The 24,749-nt window shown below is 40.1% G+C and carries 22 protein-coding genes; 8 read left to right on the forward strand and 14 right to left on the reverse strand.

Annotated elements, in window-relative coordinates; genetic code table 11:
- Positions 1-369: 369 nt before the first annotated feature.
- The 4 genes from ACE1AT_RS06910 to ACE1AT_RS06925 form a co-directional block, all read right to left on the reverse strand.
- Positions 370-852, reverse strand: a complete 483-nt coding sequence (locus tag ACE1AT_RS06910; protein ID WP_374866646.1) for a DUF3368 domain-containing protein — start codon at positions 850-852, stop codon at positions 370-372.
- Positions 849-1,094, reverse strand: coding sequence for a UPF0175 family protein (locus tag ACE1AT_RS06915; protein ID WP_374866648.1), 246 nt, complete (start codon positions 1,092-1,094; stop codon positions 849-851). The genes ACE1AT_RS06910 and ACE1AT_RS06915 overlap by 4 nt, the downstream gene beginning before the upstream one ends.
- 208 nt (positions 1,095-1,302) lie before the next feature.
- A complete protein-coding gene (locus ACE1AT_RS06920) occupies positions 1,303-2,469 on the reverse strand; it encodes a pyridoxal phosphate-dependent aminotransferase (protein ID WP_374866650.1) in 1,167 nt (388 codons plus the stop codon).
- Between the two features lie 195 nt (positions 2,470-2,664).
- Positions 2,665-3,747, reverse strand: a complete 1,083-nt coding sequence (locus ACE1AT_RS06925) for a class I fructose-bisphosphate aldolase (protein WP_374866652.1) — start codon at positions 3,745-3,747, stop codon at positions 2,665-2,667.
- A gap of 1,044 nt (positions 3,748-4,791) precedes the next feature.
- Here ACE1AT_RS06925 and ACE1AT_RS06930 point away from each other — a divergent pair.
- Positions 4,792-7,755 carry a methyl-accepting chemotaxis protein gene (locus tag ACE1AT_RS06930; RefSeq protein WP_374866654.1) on the forward strand — a complete coding sequence of 988 codons (2,964 nt, stop codon included), beginning with the start codon at positions 4,792-4,794 and terminating at the stop codon, positions 7,753-7,755.
- A gap of 69 nt (positions 7,756-7,824) precedes the next feature.
- Here the strand turns inward: ACE1AT_RS06930 and ACE1AT_RS06935 are convergent, their stop codons facing one another.
- The 4 genes from ACE1AT_RS06935 to trxA all read right to left on the reverse strand — a co-directional run bounded on the left by ACE1AT_RS06935 (position 7,825) and on the right by trxA (position 10,926).
- Positions 7,825-8,508, reverse strand: a complete 684-nt coding sequence (locus ACE1AT_RS06935; protein WP_374866656.1) for a nitroreductase family protein — start codon at positions 8,506-8,508, stop codon at positions 7,825-7,827.
- Between the two features lie 113 nt (positions 8,509-8,621).
- The gene (locus ACE1AT_RS06940) at positions 8,622-9,722 is read right to left on the reverse strand and encodes an alkene reductase (RefSeq protein ID WP_374866658.1); all 1,101 of its coding nucleotides are present in this window, start codon (positions 9,720-9,722) and stop codon (positions 8,622-8,624) included.
- A gap of 26 nt (positions 9,723-9,748) precedes the next feature.
- Complete coding sequence (locus tag ACE1AT_RS06945) at positions 9,749-10,453, reverse strand: glutathione binding-like protein (RefSeq protein ID WP_374866660.1); 705 nt, start codon at positions 10,451-10,453, stop codon at positions 9,749-9,751.
- Between the two features lie 149 nt (positions 10,454-10,602).
- Positions 10,603-10,926, reverse strand: coding sequence for a thioredoxin (gene trxA, locus ACE1AT_RS06950; protein ID WP_016859985.1), 324 nt, complete (start codon positions 10,924-10,926; stop codon positions 10,603-10,605).
- Between the two features lie 79 nt (positions 10,927-11,005).
- On the opposite strand from trxA, the gene ACE1AT_RS06955 reads away from it, so the two are divergent.
- Positions 11,006-11,344, forward strand: coding sequence for an ArsR/SmtB family transcription factor (locus tag ACE1AT_RS06955; protein WP_374866662.1), 339 nt, complete (start codon positions 11,006-11,008; stop codon positions 11,342-11,344).
- A gap of 85 nt (positions 11,345-11,429) precedes the next feature.
- Here ACE1AT_RS06955 and ACE1AT_RS06960 read toward each other — a convergent pair whose 3' ends face one another.
- Positions 11,430-11,912 carry a GNAT family N-acetyltransferase gene (locus ACE1AT_RS06960; protein ID WP_374866664.1) on the reverse strand — a complete coding sequence of 161 codons (483 nt, stop codon included), beginning with the start codon at positions 11,910-11,912 and terminating at the stop codon, positions 11,430-11,432.
- 132 nt (positions 11,913-12,044) lie between these two features.
- Between ACE1AT_RS06960 and tmk the strand changes: the two genes are divergently transcribed.
- Positions 12,045-12,677 carry a dTMP kinase gene (gene tmk / locus ACE1AT_RS06965; RefSeq protein WP_374866666.1) on the forward strand — a complete coding sequence of 211 codons (633 nt, stop codon included), beginning with the start codon at positions 12,045-12,047 and terminating at the stop codon, positions 12,675-12,677.
- 204 nt (positions 12,678-12,881) lie between these two features.
- Here the strand turns inward: tmk and ACE1AT_RS06970 are convergent, their stop codons facing one another.
- Together ACE1AT_RS06970 and ACE1AT_RS06975 are read right to left on the reverse strand one after the other, a co-directional pair.
- Positions 12,882-14,372: a catalase gene (locus ACE1AT_RS06970; protein WP_374866668.1), complete on the reverse strand. Its 1,491-nt coding sequence runs from the start codon at positions 14,370-14,372 to the stop codon at positions 12,882-12,884.
- Positions 14,373-14,712: 340 nt separating this feature from the next.
- The gene (locus ACE1AT_RS06975; protein WP_374866670.1) at positions 14,713-15,057 is read right to left on the reverse strand and encodes a hypothetical protein; all 345 of its coding nucleotides are present in this window, start codon (positions 15,055-15,057) and stop codon (positions 14,713-14,715) included.
- Between the two features lie 108 nt (positions 15,058-15,165).
- On the opposite strand from ACE1AT_RS06975, the gene ACE1AT_RS06980 reads away from it, so the two are divergent.
- The 3 genes from ACE1AT_RS06980 to ACE1AT_RS06990 all read left to right on the forward strand — a co-directional run bounded on the left by ACE1AT_RS06980 (position 15,166) and on the right by ACE1AT_RS06990 (position 18,826).
- Positions 15,166-16,188: a hypothetical protein gene (locus ACE1AT_RS06980; RefSeq protein ID WP_374866672.1), complete on the forward strand. Its 1,023-nt coding sequence runs from the start codon at positions 15,166-15,168 to the stop codon at positions 16,186-16,188.
- A 536-nt stretch (positions 16,189-16,724) separates the two neighbouring features.
- A complete protein-coding gene (locus ACE1AT_RS06985; protein WP_374866674.1) occupies positions 16,725-17,996 on the forward strand; it encodes a hypothetical protein in 1,272 nt (423 codons plus the stop codon).
- 167 nt (positions 17,997-18,163) lie between these two features.
- The gene (locus ACE1AT_RS06990; protein ID WP_374866676.1) at positions 18,164-18,826 is read left to right on the forward strand and encodes a DUF2996 domain-containing protein; all 663 of its coding nucleotides are present in this window, start codon (positions 18,164-18,166) and stop codon (positions 18,824-18,826) included.
- Here the strand turns inward: ACE1AT_RS06990 and ACE1AT_RS06995 are convergent.
- Positions 18,823-19,329, reverse strand: coding sequence for a TM2 domain-containing protein (locus ACE1AT_RS06995; protein WP_374866677.1), 507 nt, complete (start codon positions 19,327-19,329; stop codon positions 18,823-18,825). The genes ACE1AT_RS06990 and ACE1AT_RS06995 overlap by 4 nt on opposite strands.
- A gap of 673 nt (positions 19,330-20,002) precedes the next feature.
- Positions 20,003-20,662, reverse strand: a complete 660-nt coding sequence (gene hpf / locus ACE1AT_RS07000; protein ID WP_374866679.1) for a ribosome hibernation-promoting factor, HPF/YfiA family — start codon at positions 20,660-20,662, stop codon at positions 20,003-20,005.
- 597 nt (positions 20,663-21,259) lie between these two features.
- Here hpf and lipB point away from each other — a divergent pair.
- Positions 21,260-21,976: a lipoyl(octanoyl) transferase LipB gene (gene lipB, locus ACE1AT_RS07005; RefSeq protein ID WP_374866681.1), complete on the forward strand. Its 717-nt coding sequence runs from the start codon at positions 21,260-21,262 to the stop codon at positions 21,974-21,976.
- A gap of 29 nt (positions 21,977-22,005) precedes the next feature.
- On the opposite strand, the gene ACE1AT_RS07010 is transcribed toward lipB, so the two are convergent.
- On the reverse strand, positions 22,006-22,770 hold the full coding sequence (locus ACE1AT_RS07010) for an amino acid ABC transporter ATP-binding protein (protein WP_374866683.1): 765 nt from the start codon (positions 22,768-22,770) through the stop codon (positions 22,006-22,008).
- Between the two features lie 75 nt (positions 22,771-22,845).
- Here ACE1AT_RS07010 and ACE1AT_RS07015 point away from each other — a divergent pair, with 75 nt between their 5' ends.
- Complete coding sequence (locus ACE1AT_RS07015; protein WP_374866684.1) at positions 22,846-24,351, forward strand: ABC transporter permease subunit; 1,506 nt, start codon at positions 22,846-22,848, stop codon at positions 24,349-24,351.
- Positions 24,352-24,749 lie beyond the last annotated feature (398 nt).

Raw genomic sequence — 24,749 nt, forward strand, 5'->3', positions numbered from 1 at the left:
AACCACGTTTTTTTGTCTGATTATTAACAACAAATATCTCAAATCCCTATTCTATCGTATAAACTAGCCTGATTACGAAACTGGCGATCGCACCCTATAAGCTAGTTACAGAGATACTTAGGCAGTTTTTGGAGATGTCTACTGTAAAGACGGCTTTAACTGTCAGGGTAATCACTGATTATAACGCCAAGCTCTCAAATTTTCCTCTTCTGTGTTTCTTTCATATATCACTAGCGGACTCCGCGCCGCTAGTCGGAGGCTCATATCTTGCACACCGGAAATGCACCTTTATACGTGTTTTTCGGCAATATGGTCTGGAAAGTCTTTTCCTGTCTAGTTTGTATGGATTTTGGAATTTTGGGCGTCCCATTACTCTCCGGCTAATTGTAATAGCTCTGTGTACAATTGTTCCCGAATCCAGAAGCCGTTTCCAATCAAATCGTCTAATAATGGCTGTATCAACGGAATTAATCCCTGTTGTTTTGCTGCTAGCAATATACCCAATATTCCAGTTACCCGAAGACCCAACCTAATTGCTTCATTTCTACCTCTTCGTTCATCTACAATCAGGCGATCAGCATTTAATTCGACAGCAAGGGTAATAGCTTCAGCTTCACCAATGTCTAAATTATTTTGTAAAGTTTGAAGCAAAGTAATATTGGCGACAGAACGAGTTTCAATCCAGTTTACAGTTTGAATCGCCAAAACAGCCGGGTCTGTATCGCCGGAATTGAGAATTTCTTGATAAACTGACGTAGGAATAATTACACTGCCGTAAAGTTGTTGCAATAATTCTAATTGACCAATAGCAGCCAAATTACTTATAGGCGATGTGTCACTAACTACAATCATCGCCAATTATTTGCTTCTAGACTTTTTACATCCTCTCTGAGTTCGGTAATATCGTAATGGAGAGGAATTTGGCGACTTGCAAGTAATCGCTGAAACTGGAGTTGATTCATTTTTGCAAAACGACTTGCTTGACCTAAAGTAAATTTTTCCTTTTGAAACAGCATAACTGCAATTTCAGTCATTAACTCAGCCTCTGACATCTGCGTTGTGTGCAATACTTCATCCGAGATGATGATACTCATAGTTTTTGGGATTAATAAAGGATTCTTAATTTTAGGATAAGCGAGAGTCTGTTTCCCAGAGCGATCGCAAAACTTTTCGGTCTACTGAATTTAAAGTAGTGGACTGTCTAATCTAAAATGTTGCATTAGATTTAGACAGTCCACTACTATAATTATCCCTTGTGATTCACATAGCGATCGCCGAGTATGGGATGAGTTTTTGTTTCAGTTAAATCCGTGATTTGACAAACTTCTCCAACCGATCCATACCCTTTTCTATTGTGACCATATCTGTAGCGTAGGAGAGGCGAATGTTGTCATCTGCACCAAAAGCAATCCCCGGAATAACTGCTACTTGTTGTTCCTCTAGTAAAGCGTCAGAAAATTGCAGAGATTTCAATCCGGTTTTGTTGATATCAGGGAACAGATAAAACGCACCATCTGGTTGGGGACAAGTCAATTCAGGAATGGCGTTGACTCGTTCTAACATGACTTGGCGGCGTTTCGCAAAAGCTTGGCGCATTTCTTCTACACAGTCTTGGGAACCTTCTAAAGCTGCGATCGCACCATACTGAGCAAAGGTACATACATTTGAAGTACTATGACTCTGGATCGTACTTGCGGCTTTAATAATATCTATTGGCCCTGCCAAATAACCAACGCGCCATCCCGTCATCGAGTAACCTTTGGCAAAACCATTACTGATAATTGTACGAGCAAATATTTCTTCTCCCAGTGAGCCAATACACAAATGTGTTGCACCATCATAGAGAATTTTTTCGTAAATCTCATCAGAGACAACAAAGATATCTGCTTCAACCACGACTTCCGCCAAGGCTTTAATTTCCTCTGGCGTGTACACCATACCTGTAGGATTAGATGGCGAGTTGAGGATAAATAACTTAGTCTTGGGAGTGATAGACTTGCGTAATTGATCAGGAGTAATTTTATATCCTGTACTCGCATCTGTAGGAACAATTACAGAAACACCACCCGCCAAAGTCACCATTTCGGGATAGCTTAACCAGTAGGGAGCAGGGATAATAACTTCATCACCAAGTTCAATCGTTGCTAGCATTAAATTAAACAAAGAATGCTTACCGCCATTGGTGACGATGACATTTTCTGCTTTATAATCAAGACCATTATCATTTTTCAGCTTCCGAGCGATCGCTTCTCTTAACTTTGGTTCCCCAGCAGCAGGCCCATACTTAGTCTTACCTTCATCTAATGCTTTTTGGGCAGCAGCTTTAATATGGGCTGGGGTATCAAAATCCGGTTCACCAGTGCTGAAACTACAAACATCTATACCTTCGCCCTTCATTGCTTTTGCTTTCGCTGCGATCGCTAAAGTTATAGAGGGCGTAACTTGACTTACTCTTCCTGCCAGCTTCATCGTCACTCAGCCAATTATCACCTCTTCCAGAATATCCCAGAAGTAGGGGAAAGGGGATCGGGGATGAATCAGTTATCAGTTATCAGTTATCAGTTATCAGTTATCAAATTAAACTGGTAACTGTTAACTATTAATTGATAACTGAGAAGTTGTCCCCCTTCCCTTGTTCCTGATCCCCGATCCCCTTTCCCTAATTCAAGCGATCGCTATTTCTTTAGATAAATAAACATCTTGGATGGCGTGGAATAATTGCACACCTTCCTCAAAGGGACGTTGGAATGTTTTGCGTCCAGAAATTAAGCCTGTACCGCCAGCACGTTTGTTAATAACTGCGGTACGGACTGCTTCTGCAAAGTCATTTTTCCCGGATGCGCCACCAGAATTGATTAAGCCAGCGCGTCCGCAGTAACAATTCAAGACTTGGTAACGAGTTAAATCAATGGGATGGTCTGTTGTCAAGTCTGTGTAAATTCGTTTGTCGGTTTTACCGTAACTCTTACCTGTTGCTTGAGCTACTGCTGTGTAACCATTGTTATTTTCTGGCAGCTTTTGTTTAATGATGTCAGCTTCTATGGTTACGCCTAAGTGATTTGCTTGTCCTGTCAAGTCAGCAGCAAGGTGATAATCTTGATCTTGTTTAAATGCGTTATTACGCAGATAGCACCAGAGAATTGTCACCATCCCCAATTCATGAGCGCGTTTAAAAGCAAGGCTAACTTCTTGAATTTGTCTGGTAGAGTTTTCGGAACCAAAATAAATTGTCGCCCCCACTGCAACAGCACCCAAATTCCACGCTTGTTCGACGGAAGCGAACATAATTTGGTCAAATTGATTGGGATAAGTCAGGAGTTCGTTGTGATTGAGTTTGACAATGAAGGGGATTTTGTGGGCATATTTGCGTGAAACTGCACCCAACACTCCTAAAGTTGTAGCTACAGCATTACAACCAGCAGCGATCGCCAATCTGATAATATTTTCTGGATCGAAGTAAATCGGGTTGGGTGCAAATGACGCACCTGCGGAATGTTCAATCCCTTGGTCTACTGGCAAAATGGAAAGATAGCCAGTATAAGCAAGTCTACCAGTGGAGTACAGTGTTTGTAGATTACGCAAAACTTGGGGATTGCGATCGCTATTTAGCCAGACTCGATCTACAAAGTCTGGCCCTGGTAAATGCAATAAATCTTTGGAAACTTTTGCTTTATAAGTCAGTAAGTCTTTGGCTTCATCACCTAAGACAGATTCAATGGAATCGGGCGTTGCTAGCGTTGTAGTCATAGCCTTCCCTACAATAATTTAGATACTGTTACGAGTATTTGGCAACACTAATACTATGACGATGCTAGCAAAGCTTTGCCATATCCACTTTTAGAAACAGAAAAAGTCATTCGATTTTGAATTTTAGATTTTGGGTTGATTCCCAGGATTCTCCCAAAGAGCTTTTGATACAAGTCCATTTCAAGCATTACTGGAAGCATTGAAAGCAGGACATAAATTACAAGACTTGGAAAAATTTTTTCCAAAACTGATTTGAGTTCAATTATAAAGATGGCGATCGCAGCAGCAGAAAATCTATAAAATTATTTTTTGTTTGTCATCTGTTTAAGGGTAGTTTAAATGTGAAGTTAATTTGTATTTATAAACACAAGATAATTTTACAGTTTGCAAGTAATGGAGAAATAAACTTATTTTATTAATGTTTATGGGATTGGCAATGATTCAAATTCAGATATTGACACATGCTCTGAATCAAATATTCTGTTACCATCTCAGGCATTACTAAGGAAGACAAAATCAATCAAAATAACCAGATTTAACAGCCAAATTTAATAAAGCAAGCAACCATTTCATAGCTTGATATTAACTTTTGGTATTACATAAAGTTCTCATTTCAGAAGGATTAATAATATAAACTTTTCACATGAAAACAATGAAAAAAAATTAAATAAAAAGCTTGCTTAAAACAACAAAACAGCCTAAAATAATGAAATTCAATCTAAAGATATATCTGAGATCGGCAAAATAAAAGCTTGTGAGTAAGTGTAAAAGTATTTAATTGGGGTGTAATAGTACGTAACTGTTACTTGTTACAAATTAATGTAAAGATTTGAGAATTGGTTGAAATAACGATCAACCAATTCAAAACTTGTGATTTGGGCTTTTTTTGTCTTCATCATCAAAAATAATTACACTGTATCTATTTACTTAAAAAAGTAAATATTATCTGGGTGCGCTCGTCCACTGATATCAGTTATTAGTTTGGTTGCTAAAACTGGTCATTTTTTTCCTCATTCATACAGACGAGTATTTGCATCTAAATTTATGGTAAATGAATCGAAGGACAAACAAAATCCGCGTCAAAGATATGCTTCCACAAAACTATCATTAACTAATAGTCATTATGATAGTTATCAAAACAATATCAGACCAGAGCCAACTAATTTGACTAGAACTAAAAAAGTCAAAAACTCTATGTGGCAATGGTTTTGTAACCTTTCTATTAGCCGCAAGCAGCTAGTTGCTTTAATAGCTTCTGAAGTGGTATCTATTCTAGGAATTAGTCTTGTAGCAAGATACTTGATTAGTACTAATTTACAGGCTTTATCATTAGAACAAGCGAAATCAGAAATAGCTGTTACAGACATGGCTTATCATACCAAAGTCAATCAAATGGGCTTTGGTTTTCGTGGACAATCAGACAATTCGGCAATTATTCAGGCTGCCATTACTCATAATGCAGGTCAAACCTTAAACCCTAATTTGAAGGCAGAAGTTAAGCAAATTCTGATCAATGAAATTCAGGCAAGAAAAATTGAGTACGCTACACTTGTCGGTAAAAATTTGCAGATTGTCGCTAATGCTAATACTGACCGTCAAGGACAAATATTTAATCCTGATAACTTAGTTAGCGAGATTTTTAATAAACCTCAACAAATCAAAGCTAACAGCATTATCAGTTGGTCAGAATTGAGTAAAGAATCTCCTCCTTTACCAAATGTTTTTAACCAAGAAGATGCTCTGATTCGTTACACGGTAACACCTGTCGAAAACCCAAAAACAAAAGCAGTTATCGGTGCATTAGTCTCCGGTGATATTGTGAATGGCAAAGATGCAATTGTCAGGGAAACATTAGAAGCTACAGGGGGAGGTTACAGTGCTGTTTATCTATACAAACCAACGGGAGAATTTACTATAGCAACAGCCCTAGAACAAGATAAATCTCAGAAGAATAATCAAGGGATACCAAATGTAGCATTACCCGAAGCAGGTAAATCTTTACTCGAAGCAGCAACGCTAGCTCAAGGAAAAACAGTAACTGCACGGTTGAAATTAGGTAAACAGACTTACATAATGGCAGCAAAAGCCGTACCTAATAGAATCATAGAAACAAATAATGGTGCAAAATCTATATATGGCAAAAAGCCGCTCGCGATATTAGTACGGGGAACTCCAGATACTGTTCTCAATCAATTGTTAGGACAAAGTCTTTGGATAGAAATTATTGTTCTTGTTGTCGCCTTAGCAATCTCTTTCATTTCGACACTGATTATTAGAAGGGTAATTGTTACACCGATCCAGAAGCTAGAGCAAACGGCTGAAAAATTGGCTTCAGGCGATCGCTCTGCGCGTGCTGAGATTTTTGCTGATGATGAAATCGGTAACTTGGCTGTGAATTTTAACACCATGGCAGACAAATTTACAGAACAAATTCTCCAAAAAGAAGACTATGCCAAACTTATGGAGTTAATCAACAACATTACTTTTCGACTCCATGGTTCACTCAATACTACACAAATTTTGGATTTAGCAGTCATAAATTTGCGAGAAGCAATCAAAGCAGATCGAATCATTGTCTATCGCTTTGATGAAAACTGGGTAGGAACAATTGTAGCTGAATGTGTTGGTGATGAATGGCCAAGCGCTTTGGGTGCAAAGATTGCTGATCCCTGTTTTGCTCAAAAGTATGTAGACAAATATCAAAAAGGTCGTATCCAAGCGCTGGAAAATATATACGAAGCAGATTTGACTGAATGTCATATTGCTCAACTAGAAGCTTTTGAAGTCAAGGCGAATTTAGTCACGCCAATATTGCTGAACAACAAGTTATACGGCTTATTAATCGCTCATCAGTGTTCTGGTCCCCGTCAATGGCAACAATCAGAAATAAATCTATTTAAGCAGCTGGCAATTCCCATTGGTTATGCTCTAGAGCAAGCACATACCATTGCACAGGTAGAAAAATCTCGTTCTCATGCAGAAATGATGGCGAGCGAGCAGAATCAACAAAAAGAAGCATTACAACAACAAATCATCAAGCTGTTGCGAGATATCGAAGGCGCATCAAAAGGTGATTTGACAGTACATGCAAAAGTTACACAAGGAGAACTTGGTACTGTCGCTGAGTTTTTTAATTTCGTAGTTGAGAATCTGAGAGAAATTGTCACCAAAGTGAAAACATATGCAAATGAGGTGAATGTAGCGATCGCCGGAAACGAACGTGCAATCAGCCAACTTAGCGATGAAGCTATCAAACAAGCTGTTGAAATTAATCTTATCCTCAATAGCATGGAGCGTATGACACTGTCAATTGTAGATGTGGCAGAAAAAGCCCAAAAAGCTGCCCAAGTCGCTCATACAGCCTCTCGTACAGCCACTGAAGGTGAAACCGCAATAGATGGGACGGTAGAAAAAATCTCTCGCTTACGCTCAACGATTGATGATACAGGCAAAAAAGTCAAGCGCCTGGGAGAATCTTCACAACAAATATCCCGCATAGTTTCCTTGATTAACGATATTGCTGTGCAAACCAATTTGCTCGCAGTCAATGCGGGACTAGAAGCTTCAAAAGCCAGTGAAGGAAACCGAGGTTTTATCGTGGTTGCAACTGAAGTTGCTGAATTAGCAGCGCGTTGCTCTGACGCCACTCAAGAAATCAAGCAGATTGTAGAGAACATTCAACGAGAAACAAATGAAGTTGCTAAAGCCATGGAACAAGGGACTATCCAGGTAGTGGAAGGCTCTCGCATTGTGGAAAATGCTAAAACTTCGCTCAACAAAATTTTCAGGGTTTCTCGCGAAATAGACGAACTGGTACAATCAATTTCTCAGGCGACAGTATCTCAAGCAGAAACATCACAAGCAGTAACTAAATTAGTTACAGAAATTTCCCACGTGTCAGACATTACTAGTAACTCCTCACGCCAAATTTCTCAATCGTTGCAACAAACTGTACAAATTTCTCAAGAACTACAAGCAGCAGTGAAGAAGTTTAAAGTTAATCAGTGATGAGGATCTTCCACGGCTGTTAAACTATCGCTAGCAACAGTTTAACGAAAAGCCGTGGGATTCTTGAACCTAAACTTGATAAGGATTTCCGAATCTATCTACAAAGACATTGTAGGAAAATGGCAAACGACCAGGATTTAGACGTGGTTGTGCTGAATATCCTACAGGTACTAAAACTGCGATCGCTAAATCAGGATCATCCGCAGCACCAATTACTGCTTTGACTTTATCCTCAATCCAACCATTCATAAAGCAGGTGGATAAACCTAAACTTTCTGCTGCTAATACTAAGTGAGTTGCAGCAATCATCGCATCTTTAACAGCATATTCCCGTCGCTTATCTCCAAGACTAGTTTGATGTTGGGGAATAGCTGTTTTGAAGTAGTTAATGACATTCTCTGGCCAAGCACCGGTTTGTAAACCTTGTTCATAAATCGGTGTCAAGTCTTTTTCTCCACCGTTTGCATCTGCTGCAAAGACAAAAGTTACAGGTGCTTCCAAAATTTGTTTTTGATTCCAAGCTGCTTCTGACAGAGCAGCTTTTTGCGCCTCATCTTGTACTAAGATAATCCGCCAGTCCTGAATGTTATAGCTACTGGGTGCTGCAACTGTTAACCCTACCAATTGTCTCAGTAGTTCTGGGGCGATGGGGTCTGGTTTGAAAGTTTTGATAGAACGACGTTGGAGAATGGCACTTGGCACATCTAGAGGTTGAGTTGATAAGTTGTTCAATTCTTGAGTAATTGGATTCATCGGAATTTCCCTCTGATTTGACGAATACGTAATTGATTTACACGAAAATATTAAATGATGATTGGTGTGAATTGAGTAAAGACGCGATTAACAAATGCGTCAAAAATCATGTTTTAGTACGTTTGTTGCACTTCTAATGTTGGGTAATCGGTGTATCCCTTTTCTCCACCGCCATAAAATGTAGATGTGTCAGGCTGATTCAACGGCGCATTCAGTGCAAGGCGTCGGGGTAAGTCAGGATTAGATATAAACAATCTGCCAAAGGCTACTAAATCAGCTTCTCCTGTTGCTAAGACAGCGTTACCTTTCTCTAAAGTGTAATCACCATTGACCATTAGTGTACCTTGGTACTTTTGGCGCAGAAGGCTAGTAGGTACTACTGTCGCCCCGTATCTGATATCTGCTTCTGTAGCTTCAAAGATATGCAGATATGCTAAATCAAACTGATTGAGTGCTTGAGCTGCATAACCAAAAGTTTCTACTGGGTTAGAGTCATGCATATCGTTAAATGTGCCACTAGGAGAAAGACGCACTCCTACCTGTTTACTATCCCAGACATCAGTGATTGCTTGTGTCACTTCTAGCAGCAGTCTGACACGATTCTCTATAGAACCACCATATTTGTCTGTACGTTGATTAGTACCATCCCGGAGAAATTGGTCAATTAAATAACCATTAGCTGCGTGAATTTCCACACCATCAAATCCAGCAGCCAGAGCATTTGCTGCACCTTGGCGATACTGTTCTACAATCTCTGGAATTTCCCAAGTTTCCAAAGCACGAGGTGTGACAAAAGGTTTCATTCCCTCATAGGTCGATGCTTCTCCTTTTGGTGCGATCGCAGATGGTGCTAAAGGTAAGGCTCCATCCGGTTGCAAATCAGGATGAGAAATGCGTCCGACGTGCCACAGTTGCAGGAATATTCTTCCTCCCTGCTCATGCACTGCATTTGTCACCAACTTCCAACCCGCTATCTGTTCAGATGAGTGAATCCCTGGTGTATAAGGATACCCTTGTCCTTGGGGTGAAATCTGACTTGCTTCACTAATAATTAGCCCCGCAGTTGCACGTTGAGCGTAATACTCTGCATTGAGTTCGTGTGGTACGTTTCCCTCACCTGCACGATTACGTGTGAGGGGAGCCATAATAATACGGTTGGACAATTCTAAATAACCCATTTGGTATGGGGTGAATAAATTGATATTTTCGCTCATGAAATCTTTTCCAAAAATTGAATTTCTCAAGAGGGTTGCACTGTCTGCGCTGATTGGTTAAACAACAATGATCGAGATTTTTCTACATCCAGTGTTTGATTTTTGAATGCTTCTGCTTTTTCGTAGGCGCGGATAGTTGCTGGACGTGCTTGAATTGTTTCAAACCAGCGCTTGAGGTGGGGAAAATCTTCTAGTTTTTGACCTTGGCGTTCATAAGGAACAATCCACGGATAGATGGCGATATCAGCAATTGAATAGCTATTACCAGCAACAAATTCGCGATCGCTCAAGCGTTTATTCAGCACAGCGTATAATCTTGCTGTTTCATTCACATAACGGTTGATGGCGTAGGGAATTTTTTCTGGCGCGTATTGGCTGAAGTGGTGATTTTGACCTGCCATTGGCCCTAGACCTCCCATCTGCCAGAATAACCATTGCAGGACTTCAACGCGATCGCGTATATTATTTGAAATCAATTTTCCAGTTTTTTCTGCCAAATATAGCAAAATAGCTCCAGACTCGAACACTGAAATCGGTTCACCACTATCAGCAGGTTCGCGATCAATAATTGCAGGAATGCGATTATTGGGTGCAATCTTCAAAAATTCCGGTTTAAACTGATCGCCCGCACCTATGTTTACAGGAATAATTGTGTAAGGAAGTTCAGCTTCCTCCAGGAACATCGTAATTTTGTGACCGTTGGGTGTTGTCCAATAGTAAAGTTCTATCATCAATTCTCCTCCGATTTTGCTCTGCTTTCGCTGCTAAATAGGGGACAAGGGAGACAACTAATCAGTTAACAGTGAGCAGTTATCAGTTATCACTCTTAACTGCTCACTGTTAACTGTTAACTGATAACTGATTCATGCCCCATGCCCAATTACAGATACTGTGCTAAAGTTTTAGCTAGGGTTGTTTTTGGCACGGCGCCCACAACCGTATCGACTTGCCGACCGCCTTTAAATACCATGAGCGTGGGAATACTACGAATCCCATAATGACTGGCAACAGTTGGATTCTGATCTGTATTCAGCTTGACCACTTTTACCTGTCCCACGTATTCAGCAGCCACTTCATCTACCACGGGAGCCACCATGCGACAAGGACCACACCACGGCGCCCAAAAGTCCACTAATACGGGCGTATCACTTTCTAGGACTTCTTGTTTGAATGTGGCTTCTGTCACATTAGTAATGGATGACATTCTTGCCCTCCTATTTAATTCAATTATTCGATAAAATCGAATAAATAAAATATAGTCTAATTTATGCGATTGTGCAAGTATGAGATTGCTGTATCACCCAGAACAAAAACATATATCATTGGCGGGAGTATTATATGCTTTAGGCGATCCTGTGCGGTTGGAGGTTGTGCGGCAATTGGCGGCAAAAGGAGAGCAATGCTGTGCTGACTTTGATTTTGCGATCGCCAAGTCTACCATGTCCAACCATTTTAAAATTTTAAGAGAGTCTGGCGTGGTTTGGACTCGCAAAGAAGGAACACAACACATAAATTCACTCAGGCGAGAAGATTTAGAAAAATTGTTTCCGGGCTTGCTGGATGTAGTACTGCAATCAGCACAACCATTGGCTCTTGAATCATCAATGGTCAAGAGTAATTAATAGTTGGTAGTTTATTGGTATTTGTTTACTTTTTCCTGTTCCCTATTCCCTCTTCCCTTTCCAGACAAACACCACTAACCACCAACTAATCTATAATATCCAACCGCATTTCATTGCTTGGTACAAAACCCAGGCGATCATAGACTGGTTTACCTAAAGGTGAGGCGTGGAGAATTACTCGCGTACAAGCGATCGCCTTGAGGTAATCAATAGCCATACTCGTGAGTCGCTTTGCAATACCTTGACCACGGTAAGCTGCGTCAACATAAACACCCCAAATGTAACCATATCTGCGGTGATCATCTATCAAAATATGGGGATAAAGACCAGCAAAAAGCTGACAACTGGCAGAGCCAACCACCTTGCCATCAACTTCTGCCACAAAGGCTTTGTAGTATAAATTTTGACGTGCTTTTTGATTAAACTCAAGAACAGTTTCTAGCCAGTCAGAACGGAGCGATGCTGCTGCAACGTTATTATCTTGCCACAGTAGATAAAAGTGTTGAGCAATCAAATAATCTTCTTGGGTAGTAGCTTCCCGAAAATTGATTGTTGGTACTGCTGACATTATTTTAAAAATACACAGTTGCTTTCCGTCTTATTATTTCTTATTTTCAATAAAGACATAAATATCTCTACTAATCCTCAAACTTTTAATTTTTTATTTTTAATTTTTAATTGATACGTGGAGTTCCTGACGATGAATGGCAAATTGATTGTATTTGAAGGGGTGGAAGGTTGCGGCAAAACAACTCAGATCCAATTTTGTAGTGAGTGGTTGCAAAGCCTGGGAATCTCTGTTTTAGTGACTCGTGAACCGGGCGGAACTTCTTTAGGGTTGCATTTAAGGCGCTTGTTACTGGAAAAATCACCAGATCAACCAATTGCTGATAGAACAGAATTATTGTTATACGCTGCTGACCGATCGCAACACGTAGAAGAAGAACTCAGACCTAATCTTGCAGCTGGGAAAACTATACTGTGCGATCGCTATACCGACTCTACCATTGCTTACCAAGGTTATGGTCGCGGTTTAGACATGAGTTTGATTGGTCAGCTCAACAGCATTGCTACCAATGGCTTAGAAAGTGATATTACCCTATGGCTTGATCTTGATGTTGAGGTCGGATTAGCCCGTAAACGCGGAACATCCACAACCCTAGACCGCATCGAACAAGAAGCGATCACCTTTCATCGTCGGATTCAGCAAGGATATGCTGAGTTAGCTAAAATACACCCATACAGAATTGTACGTATAGATGCCAACGCCGATGTAGAAATAGTCCACAAACAAGTTCAAAAAATTTTAATTGAGAAGCTAAAAGTAATTTAATTGAGTATAATAAAGACATAACCCCTAACCCCCTAACCCTAATCCCCATAAATTCTGACTTCCAGAATTTATGGGGATTTAAAGTTTATTACCAGGGAAAGAAGGAGGATACGGGGGACAAAACAAGTCAAAAGTCAAAAGTCAAAAGTCAAAATTAAGAACTTTTGATTTTTGCCCAATGCCCAATACCCAATACCCGGTAATTTATGCCCCGATGAGTTGAGCTGAGGTTGGAATCATGGCTGGATCAATGGTAATTCCCAATCCTTCTGCCACACGACGACCGTAATTTACATCTGCTCGGAAGAAATGGCAAAGTAGGCGCATCTGAATCTCACTTCTTGCTTGACTCAAACTGCCTACAATGTTTTGGATCAGACGCTGTTGTTGGTCGGGTGTCATGAGCCGATAGAGGTCTCCAGCTTGGGTATAATCGTCATTACCTGCACGGTGGTCATAGCGATCAACTTTGACATTGCCTAAGTCCAAAGCTGGCTCTGCATAAGCACAATTTTGCTTCGGTGTATCCTCGTAGCTGTTGGGTTCATAGTTCGGTGTGCTACCCCCATTGTTGCCCAATGCCATCGCGCCATCACGCTGGTAGTGCATCACCGGACACTTTGGTTGATTGACGGGTAATTGTTGATAGTTGGCACCGATACGATAGCGGTGAGCATCGGGATAAGACATAATGCGGGCTTGCAATACCTTATCGGGAGAGAAGCTAATCCCAGGAACGACGTTAGAAGGAGAAAAGGCCGCCTGCTCAACTTCTGCAAAATAGTTTTGCGGATTGCGGTTGAGTTCGAGAATACCCACGTCAATTAAGGGATATTCGGAATGCTTCCAAATCTTGGTCAGATCAAAAGGATTATCCTGATGGTGTGCTGCTTGTTCTTCAGTCATTACCTGAATGCAGACTCGCCATTTAGGATAGTCGCCGCGCGCGATCGCTTCAAATAAATCACGGGTTGCATGGTCTGGATCTTCTCCCTTAACCCGAATTGCTTCTTCTGCGGTAAAATTTTCAATTCCTTGGATGGTTTTAAAATGAAACTTGCACCACACTCGTTGACCTTGAGCATTGATCAGGCTGAATGTATGGCTACCATAGCCGTTCATGTGCCGATAGGTTTTGGGAGTACCGCGATCGCTGAATAAAATTGTTACCTGATGCAGAGCTTCTGGGCTGAGTGACCAGAAATCCCACATGGCGTTGGCATCTTTGTAATTAGTTTGGGGATTGCGTTTTTGTGTATGAATAAAATCAGGAAACTTGAGTGGATCACGGATAAAAAAGACTGGTGTATTATTGCCTGCTAAATCCCAGTTACCTTCTTCGGTATAGAACTTGACTGCGAAGCCTCTGGGGTCACGTTCTGCATCAGCTGAACCTTTTTCGCCTCCCACAGTAGAGAATCTCAGCAGAACTTGGGTTTGTTTGCCAATCTCGGAAAAAACTTTGGCTTTACTGTAACGAGTAATGTCCTGAGTGACGGTGAACGTGCCAAATGCAGCGGCTCCTTTAGCATGAACAACACGCTCAGGAATCCGTTCTCGGTTAAAGTGAGCTAGCTTCTCCATCAGGTGAAAATCCTGCATCAACACAGGGCCACGCTCACCTGCTGTTAAAGAATTCTGATTATCTGCAACTGGAATACCATCGGCGGTTGTCAATGTTTTGGGATCAGCCATGTGGGTGATATCTCCATCAATTTAGTTTAAACGTTGCTGTTTCTGCTCATGAGGTCGAGATTGAGCTGATGAACAGGATATTATCCATATTCGTTATGAGTTCGTTTTTATTATTGTAGTCGTAATGACTTTGAGTTATTGGGCTTGAAACAGAAATTGCAATAAACTGTAATATTTAAACTTCATCCATCTTGAAAACTGGAGTTTGTTAAAAAGATAAGTTTAGTTTGTCTGCTTTAAAAATTTTTAACCAGTGAAGTTCGTAATTTTACAAACAAACTTATGAATCTGTATAAAATCTTTCTTAATTCAATTGAAGCAAGAAAAGTCATATTTTTATTCACTGTGGTGTACGCACCTCATGATGGATAGTTAACTGGGAGATTGCGACTTCCACTTCCTGTTTGACCATTTTTCTCATATCCATAACAATAGATGGTGTAGACAAAGCGATCGCTTCTACTTCCTGTCTAACTATCTCTCTGATATCTACACTCATAGACGTTTGAGATGAGACTGTAGACGTACCAAGAACATCCCTGAGCAACCTAGCCGCAGTTTGGTTTAGTGACTCATCTTCAGAAGTTTGTAGTGCTGACAGTGCTTGAATTTCGACTTCACTTAACCGAAACGAGATGACTTTACTAGGCATTCTGTAGACTGATGTATACGTAGTTGTATACATGGTAAAGTCTTATTTATAAATTGTCTACGTTGTCGTCTACAACAAATTGTAGACAATTTGTATACCATAAAATAGAATAATTAGCGATTTCAAAAAAAAACAACTATTATGGCATTTGCCGAACCAAACCCCAATGAGCCTACTGATACTAAGTTGCATTCCTTGATGCATTTTGGGCAAGCAGGGGTAGCTGGGGAAGAAGAAAAAACTTCCCCAGACTCCCCAGATCAGTCTCTACAAGATTCCACAAATTCGTATGAGGCTGCTCCTCCACTTCAAACCCCATCTGCTGACGAGCAAGTTAATCAGAATACTGAAGCACAACCAGAAATTGAAGATTCAGGAGCTATCTTTCAAGCAGTTGGGGTGATTACTGGGGAGGTCAACTTAACTGAGGATGGTAAAAACACTGTTACCATCGGCCGCTCTCAATACCCACTTTTTTATGTTCCCCGAAAGCGCAAAGTATTTGAAGCCCTCCAAAAAGAAATCGAAGCGACAGGTAATCGAACTCAACGTCTGGTTGTTTATCCAAAAGCAATTCATTTTCCACGCAAAGATCAACCACATCGCATTGCTTTTCAGCTAGTTGGCTTTGACAAAGGGCGATTTGAAGAAGCAGTTTCAGCAGAGTTACTAGACCTAGAGTTTAAATTCTCAGGACTATGGCAGTTTATTCCTGTTTGTCCTACTCCTTGTATCTCCGTTTTTCGTAACTTTACTCGTGAAAGACTCGAATATATTAAGCAAGCCGAGCCTGCTCAAAAGGTAAAATTCATGAAGGCTAGTCATTTACCCTTGCTTTGGAAGGATGCACCAGTCAGACCCTTTAGATTTAATCCCAAAGCTCCTAAAGAAGATCAAGGACAGCCAACATTTGTCACCTTGAAGGCGAAATTTCTGCCTGGGCGTGATGTTTTCGGTTTTGTCGCACTATTAGCTCCACCCCAAGAAACTGCACCCAGATTTCTCAAAGCATCCAAAAAGGATAAAGCTACCGCCCTGCAAGCATCTCAGAAAGATAAGCCTAGAGTACAGCAAGTACAGCAGCCAACTCCAAAAAATAATTCTGATGAGCGCAGCAACCGTCAGCAAAAACCAAGCCAAAAACCTATTTTGAAGAAAAAATAGGATGATGAAAAACTTGGTACTAGAGATTCGCTCAAAACGGCAGTAGATTTCTCAAACTGCCTAACTAGATTGCTGAATTACTCTATTACGGCTGTTTCAATACGTTCATTCTCTTATGATGCAGTACGTTTGTGGCTATAAGCTGCTCAATCAGGGGCGCAATACCAGATCAATCAAGATGAGTTAAGACATATCTCAGCAGTAGTTTTGAGATCAGTGAAAAAAACAGAAAATGTCAGCAGCAGCACAGTTGAAAATACTGGCTTGGCTCATAATGAGCGATCGCTGTTTGATTTTATTGCTTGATAGGTAATAGAGGGGCAATTCCCCTCAAGCAGATGCAATGAGTATCGTTTAGGATTTAATAGAATATAATTTGGTTTTTGAGGAGAAAATCATTCAAGATAATTTAGAATAAGGTCAAAAATACTCAAGTTCTGAGTATTTGTATATACCTATTATTAGGTATTTATTTAGCTACGATCTGTTTCAAGCTGTTTGGTGTGTAGGTGAAACAGAAGATTAAGGATATTATTATGACACATAAAATCTCTTTAAGACAGCCCAGGAATATCATCAACGCGATCGCAGGGTGTTTAACCTTCTTAGCTGCTGTAGCGGCTGTACAAAGCGAAAATCCAAATGCAAAAACACTTGCTTGGATTGTAGCTGTCAGCAGTGCTGCGATCGGCATAGTCAATGAAGCCAGTTCTCATCTATATGAAGACAACGCCAATAATCAGATAGAAGCTTTTATTAAACCTAGAGAGCAGAAAATTGCAGAATTGACCAAGGAAGTAGAGATTAAACTCGGAGTTGAAAACCGATTAAGACTAGAGCAGTCAGTGAACAAAAAATTGTTAGATACAATTACAAATCTCAAGGCTGAACTAGAAGTTTATCAAGGGAAAGCAGAGGAAGAAAAACTATTTGCCGATGCTGTTATAGATAAATTCTTATTCAATATCAAAGAAATTTTAAATTCTCATATTGAAGAATGTATTGAAAAACTGAAAAAATCCATAGATACCAAAATCAAACAAATTAAAGATGAAAGAATTATCAAAAGATTGAATAAATTTAAAACCGATCTTGAAATAAAATCTGTTAGTTACAAAAACTTGATAGCACAAATTGAAAGGAATGATAATCTTGTTTTTGTCAACGAGACGATAGAAATATATAATCAAATTCATGCAGATTTAGCATGTTTAAAAGTTAAATTTATCAAAAGTTTAAGTGTTAGCGAACGTCTGCAATTTCAGAATGCTATTAACCAGGAAAAAGCCAAAAACGCGTTGTCAAAAATAGCAGAATTTCACCAACACGGTTATACCGATGTCTTAGCAAAACTAGAAGAATCTGAGCGATTAGCTGCCAAGAATGAGCAATATATCAAAAACGTAATTGCAGAGTTAGAAAAAGCTATGGAGCGACTAGCTCAGAAAGAAGAGGAAATTAAAGCTCTCAAACGTCCTCAGTATTGGTCTACACCAACTCGTGATGACCAATGGTTAGCAAATATTATTATTGGTTATTTTGAACAATTAGGAATTATCCTAGACCGCGCTCACAATGATTCTGAACCGTGGCAAGCAACTTTATATTTTCACATTGATCGAAATAAACGTTTAATTACAGCGAAAGACCTGAATGAACATTCTAAAAATATAGAACAGCTAGGCTATACACTCAACAGACCGGAGTTCAAATTTGATAGTGAGTCAGGACTGATGAGTGTTTGGGTACAAATAGCTAGTGATCCTGCTCAGAAAATTCTGCCATTTATTAGGATTGCCAGAGATTAGTGCAATTTTACTTATTTATCTGCTAATGAGCGTTGCTAGTTAGCTTTATTTGTGCTGATCTACTTAATAGATACGCTGTGCTATGTCAAAATGAAGATGACTAATAATCTCGTGAGCGATCGCTCCCAAAGCTCCCCTAAAGCTATACATAAGGATTGATCTGAGCAATGGCAGAAGAAACCAATCACAATGAAGCGGGAGAGGTGGCTCCCAGCACCGTTGACAAACAGGCTCCCACTGTCGCAGAACAAAACGCTCCCAGCACCGATTCTCCTGAAGCGACAGATATTCCCACTTCCAACGCGCCAGATCCAAAAGCGGTAAACCCAGAAACCAACCCAAATGCTGCTAAAACTAAAACTGCACCACCAAAGCGGGAAAAACCCGCCGCCGCAGATAAAGCCGCAGATGGAGAAAAACCAGCCGCCGCGAAAACAGCAAAAAAAGAAAAACCACCAGCAGTTGAAGATAAGCCATTTTCAGAGTTTATCCAACAATATTACTTGCCTGCTGTAGAAAAAGCTGTAGCCCAAGAAGGGGTAAAAAACTTACAAATTTCTTTTGTAAAACAGCAGATTCCAATCAAAGGAATGGAACAACTCGGTGACTGTTGGCAAATAGTTGGTAACTTTTCAGATGGTGTGCGCCACTTCAACTTATATTTTCCTGATGAAGATATTCAAGGGAAAAAAGCCTTTTCCTGCAATGAAGGGAAACAGCCTAGTACTCTAGAATCATTCTTAATTGATGAGCGCAAAATTACACTAGATTTGCTGGTGTATGGTTTGATGCAGCGTTTGAATGGTCAAAAGTGGCTGGGGAGAAATTAACCTAGTTCATAGAAATGGTAGGTAACAGCTCCAGTCATGGGGTCGTTATCTATCCTTACATAACCTGATTTCAGTAAATCTTTTAAAGCTGTTTCAACTTCTGCAAAGCTGGCTCCAGTTGCTTTTACACCTTGAGTTACGGTGATCATCCCACCTCGACTTTCTGCTGTTTCGATGAGTTTGAGGACGAGTTGATTGCCAGTAGGATGATATACTTCGGAAGCCACTACAGCTTGTTCCAAAGGTACACCAAAGGGTGACACACCCGCTTTTAATCTGAGTCTGAGTTCATGTTCATCTACCATGTTGGGGATGAAAAACAAATCTATAAACTGACCGATGCCAAAAAAACCATAAGTTACTAACCATAACAAGCCTGTACCAATTCTGCCATTATATAAACGATGTAGTCCTCCCAATCCGAAAAACCAAGCTGCACTTAAGATATAGGAGACAACAAGACGTTCTTGGTGGTCTTTGTCGGTATGATTTTCTGCCTTCATCTTTTTTTATCCCTTGGACTCTTCGCTCTTGCTTTTTAGACAGTTTTCTTATTATTTTTTGTTTCTTGCGGAAATAGACTTTGATATGAGATTTTGTCGTAGCGACAAGTTTATGTAGACATAAAGATTTCTCTACTGATAAAAATATGGCTTAAACCGCCTGTATCTGGGTAGTTTTGAGGTAGTTAGCGGTTCTAAACATAATTATTGCGACTATGTTTTGACTGAATGCCGACCCACTTAATCCTAAGATAACTAAATTGTCAGAAAATTACATAATTTATAGTGAAAAAAAATACATAATATTAAATTTTATTTCATATTTTGGCGCTAGTCCGTTCAGGGACTTCCAATTACAGGAGTAACCCAACATTAACCAGACTATAATGTTGGGTTTCGCTGTCGCTACACCCAACCTACAAAACTTGATTTTGAAATTGAGTTTATGTCATTGGTTTTTTCTATTACTGATTACCGACACGGGCGAATAATATAAGTGTTCAAACGGACATGATATTACTTGTGTTCTATCTCTTTCATTCATAAAATAGGGCAGACGAAACGCCTACCCCAAAATTCAATCAAATTATTCGCGGTGTGGTTGGAGCAGGGAGGGAGGAAATGTTTAACAACCAACCATTAACCACTAACCATTAACTACTAACCAATAGCTTTATTTATGTGCGTGTGAAACCTCCGTGACGCCAGTGTTTCCATGAGCAGTTTTGCCGTTTTTACCATTGGTATGATTTACATGACCATTACTGTTGCGGGGTTGAATTACACCGTAACCACCGTGGTTGCGTTCGTAAATCACATTAATTTCACCTGTTTCGCTGTTGTGGAACATGTAGAAATCGTGTCCCACCATTTGCAACTGTTCTAAGGCTTCTGTAACAGTCATTGGCGGCATGGCAAAATATTTTGTCCGAACCACTTCTTCAGGTAATTCGGGAGCGCGATCGCCAATTAAATCTGTGACTACTGTCTGTTGTACTACTCCTTCAATGGTTGTTTGGGCATGAGTTTTCTTCTCATGGCGCCGCTCTTTATATTTACGCAATTGACGAGCAATTTTGTCTGCTACTAAATCTATACTGGCGTACAAGTTCTCGCTGCTCTCCTCGGCACGGATGACATTTCCGTTGGCATAAATTGTAACTTCTGCCGCTTGCTTCGGATTAATTCGGGGATTGCGAGCTACGCTCAAGTGTACATCCACTTCATTTGTGATGTTTTGAAAATGACTCACCGCCTTTTCAATTTTTTGATGTACATATTCTCTGATTGCATCGGTGATTTCAATATTTTTGCCGTGGATGACAAGCTTCATGTAAACTCTCCCGCTCAAAGCTCTTGATTTGTATTTGTTTTGGAGAATAAAGATAAGGTATGTAGAGACGTTACATGTAACGTCTTGCGGTTAAGGTCTATATACTGCCGCCGAAATTGGGAAATTCCTAACGTACTGGTGATGCGACTACCCTAAGCCAAATTTAGGTGAGTACTTACTCATGCCTAGTCTGAATCAATTTAGGAATCTCTGCAATAGCTCCAAGTGTAAAAAAGGCTCATGGATATTCACGCAGATATCGTTAGCTTTGCTTCTCCAACATGGGCTGCATTCGCTTTTCATAGACAATAGGCGTCTTATTGTGAGTTTTATCCCTTTTTTCAATGGAAAACAATTGAGTTAGAACCCATCAGCCAGTCCATTTATTTTTATTTCTCTCGGCGTGATGGTGATTGTAGAGAATTCCTCCTAACAGCATTGAGGTTAAATCTAGGTTATATATTCAAACTAGCACTTTGTATTTTACAAAACCGCTTCCCTTTACTTTCCTTTAAGATCCTTTGCATAGCTTGAAATTTCTCTTCTTTATTTGTAACTTTCTATACATTTCAATCTGGAAATTAGTTGTTTTTTGGTATGAACCGTAGTATTCCTTCACACAGACACCGATGTTTACTATATGACCAAGGATTATTGCCATACTTGGATGCTTTGGAGTGGCAGCGATCGCTTCTGCAAGAGCGCATCAAAAACCCCAATCTAGACGACGTGTTAATCCTGCTAGAACATCCGCCTGTATACACTTTGGGGCAAGGAGCTACCCCGGAATTTCTCAAATTTGACCTTGACAAAAATACGTATGATGTGTATAGAGTTGAACGAGGTGGAGAAGTTACTTACCATTGTCCCGGTCAACTAGTAGGGTATCCAATTTTAAATTTGCATCGTTATCGAAAAGACTTGCATTGGTACTTGCGGCAATTAGAAGAAGTATTAATTCGCGCATTGGCAATATATGGTTTAGTCGGAGAGCGGATTTCTGGTTTCACTGGTGTTTGGCTAGAAGGACGCAAAGTCGCTGCAATTGGTATTAAAGTCAGCCGTTGGATTACCATGCATGGCTTTGCATTAAATGTTTGTCCTGACATGACAGGCTTCGAGAAAATTGTACCTTGCGGTATAGCTGATAAACCTGTAGCTAGTTTAGCCGATTGGATACCTGACATAACTTGCCAGCAAGTACGCGTTACTGTAGCCCAGTCTTTTGCTGAAGTCTTTGATGTCGAATTTAGTTATCAGAAATTGGGGATCGGGGACAAGGAGAACAAGGAGGACAAGGGAGAATATTTTTGATTGATTCACTGCGTCTCCCACTCACCGCGTCACTTCCTCACTTCCGCATTCAGGCGACTGAGAAAATTACGCAGGCGATCGCTTTGAGGGTTTGAAATCACTTCATTAGCTGGGCCTTGTTCTGCCACAATGCCTTTATCCATAAAAATGACGCGGTGAGCAACTTCACGAGCAAATTGCATTTCGTGGGTGACAACTATCATCGTCATCCCCTCGGTTGCTAGTTGCTGCATGACTTGCAAAACTTCCCCTACCAGTTCCGGATCTAGGGCGCTGGTGGGTTCATCGAACAGCATAATTTGAGGATTCATGCATAAACTTCGAGCTATAGCTACCCGTTGTTTTTGTCCACCAGAAAGCTGTTCAGGATAAGCTGATGCTTTGTCAAATAGTCCAACTTTTTCGAGATAAAACCCTGCTTGTTGACTGCTTTCTTTGCGGGTTTTACTTAATACTTTACAAGGCGCTAGTATTAAATTTTCCAAAACAGTCAGGTGGGGAAACAAGTTGAATTGTTGGAAAACCATACCAACTTGGGTGCGTAATTGTCGCAGTTGCTTTTGATTGAATTGGGGATGGGATAAATTAATACCGTTGACTATTAAATGTCCGCTATCAATTTTTTCTAAGCGGTTGAAGCAACGCAGTAGGGTACTTTTTCCGCAACCAGAGGAACCAATCACAGCAACTACTTCACCCCGATAGATTTCACCACTAATACCTCTGAGGACTTTGAGGGAACCGAAGTTTTTTTCGATGTTATGAAATGCGATCGCGGGAGTAAAAGAATTCATGGGGAGAAAAGATTGGTGTTAGGTTTAGTTTATTTAAAAAACCACAGAGATGCAGAGGACGCAAAGGAAGAGAATATGAGGGTTTTAGGTTGGTTGCGGTTTGGTTTGGTTGCGGGGTTGTGTTGTTTGTTGTTGCTTGGTGGTTGCAATTTTAACGAAAATGTGAGTGGTACGGGAAAAACTTTGAAGGTAGCGACGGAACCAGCATTTCCACCTTTTGAGTTTATCGGAGAAGGTGGTCAACCCGAAGGTTTTTCTTATGATTTGATGAGAGCGATCGCTCGCGCTGCTAATTTTAAAGTTGATTTTCAGAGTATACCCTTTGATGGGATTATTCCAGCGTTACAAGCAAAAACGGTGGATGCGGCGATTAGTTCAATTACTATCACAGAGGAACGAGCGAAAGCGGTTTCTTTTTCACGTCCTTATTTTAAGGCAGGGTTAGCGATCGCTGTGCGTGCTAATAATCAAGATATTACTAATTTTGCAAGTTTGCAGAATAAAAAAATTGCTGTTCAAATTGGTACTACTGGCGCGAAAAAAGCTCAGAGTATTCCTGGAGCGCAAATTCGCAGCTTTGATTCTGCACCATTAGCATTGCAAGAGTTAGCAAATGGTAATGTGGATGCGGTAATTAATGATGCACCAGTAACTTTATACGCAATTAATACGGCTAATCTCCAAGGAATTAAAGTTGTTCAGCAATTATTAACAGAGGAGTATTACGGTATTGCTACGGCAAAAAAATCACCAAATTTGACATTAATTAATCAAGGTTTGACTAGTGTGTTAAAAAATGGTGAATATGCCCAAATTTATCAAAAATGGTTTAAAGCAACGCCACCTAATTTACCTGAAAAATCACCCTTTACTAATGATACTGGGACTGGAGTATCTGCACTAGCTTCTTCTATAAGTATAATTTTAAAATTTATTCCAATTTTGTTACAGGGTGCTTTAGTAACGTTACAACTAACAATAATGACTGTAATTTTAGGTTTAGTTGGCGGTTCTTTAATTGGAATTATCCGCAATTCTCAGTTTAAACCTTTACGTTGGATAGCACGAGGGTATATTGACTTTTTTCGAGGAACGCCGTTGTTAGTGCAAATTTTTATGATTTATTTTGGTATACCTGCGATTACGCAAGAGCTTGGTTTTACATTTAATTTTAATCGCCTAGTAGCAGCAGTCATCGCATTAAGTTTAAATTCTGCTGCTTATATAGCAGAGATTGTCCGTGCTGGGATTCAATCTATAGAAATAGGACAATCAGAAGCTGCACAATCATTGGGTTTAAGTTCTTTACAAACTATGCATTACATCATTTTTCCCCAAGCTTTTCGGCGCATGTTACCACCTTTGGGTAATGAGTTTATTAGTTTGCTGAAAGATACGAGTTTAGTATCTGTAATTGGTTTTGAAGAATTATTCCGTAAAGGACAATTAATAGTTGCAGATAATTACCGCGCCTTTGAAATTTATACCGCTGTCGCTTTAATATATTTATGTTTAACATTGCTTTCTTCCCAAGCATTTAGTAAATTAGAAGCTTGGATGAATCCTGTAAGAAAATTATGAATTATGAAAATATCCATAGATGCACACAGACAAACACAGAATAATTTATCAATCATCCCGCCTTATACCAATTCTTTATGAAGATACATAAAAAGAACCCCACCGCCTGCGGCAACCCCCCTCTGTCCCCCCTTGCCAAGGAGAGATTAAAGGGGGGTGGGAGGTTGGGAGAGGTCAAAATAATGTGCAGTTTCATATGAAATTGGTATTAAAACAAATCAAGTAAGCTAAAAGCTTAGTAAATAAGCTTTTAACAAAATACGGTTCAGTTAAGAAGAAATGTAGGTTGGGTTTCGCTTGCGCTCAACCCAACAAAGCCTTGATAATGTTGGGTTACTCTGCGATCAGCCGCGCAGGGCGCGTCTACGTTCCTCAAACGCCAGGTGCTACAACTCTTG

It is taken from the genome of Pelatocladus sp. BLCC-F211 (assembly GCF_041928655.1).
Lineage (GTDB): Bacteria > Cyanobacteriota > Cyanobacteriia > Cyanobacteriales > Nostocaceae > Pelatocladus.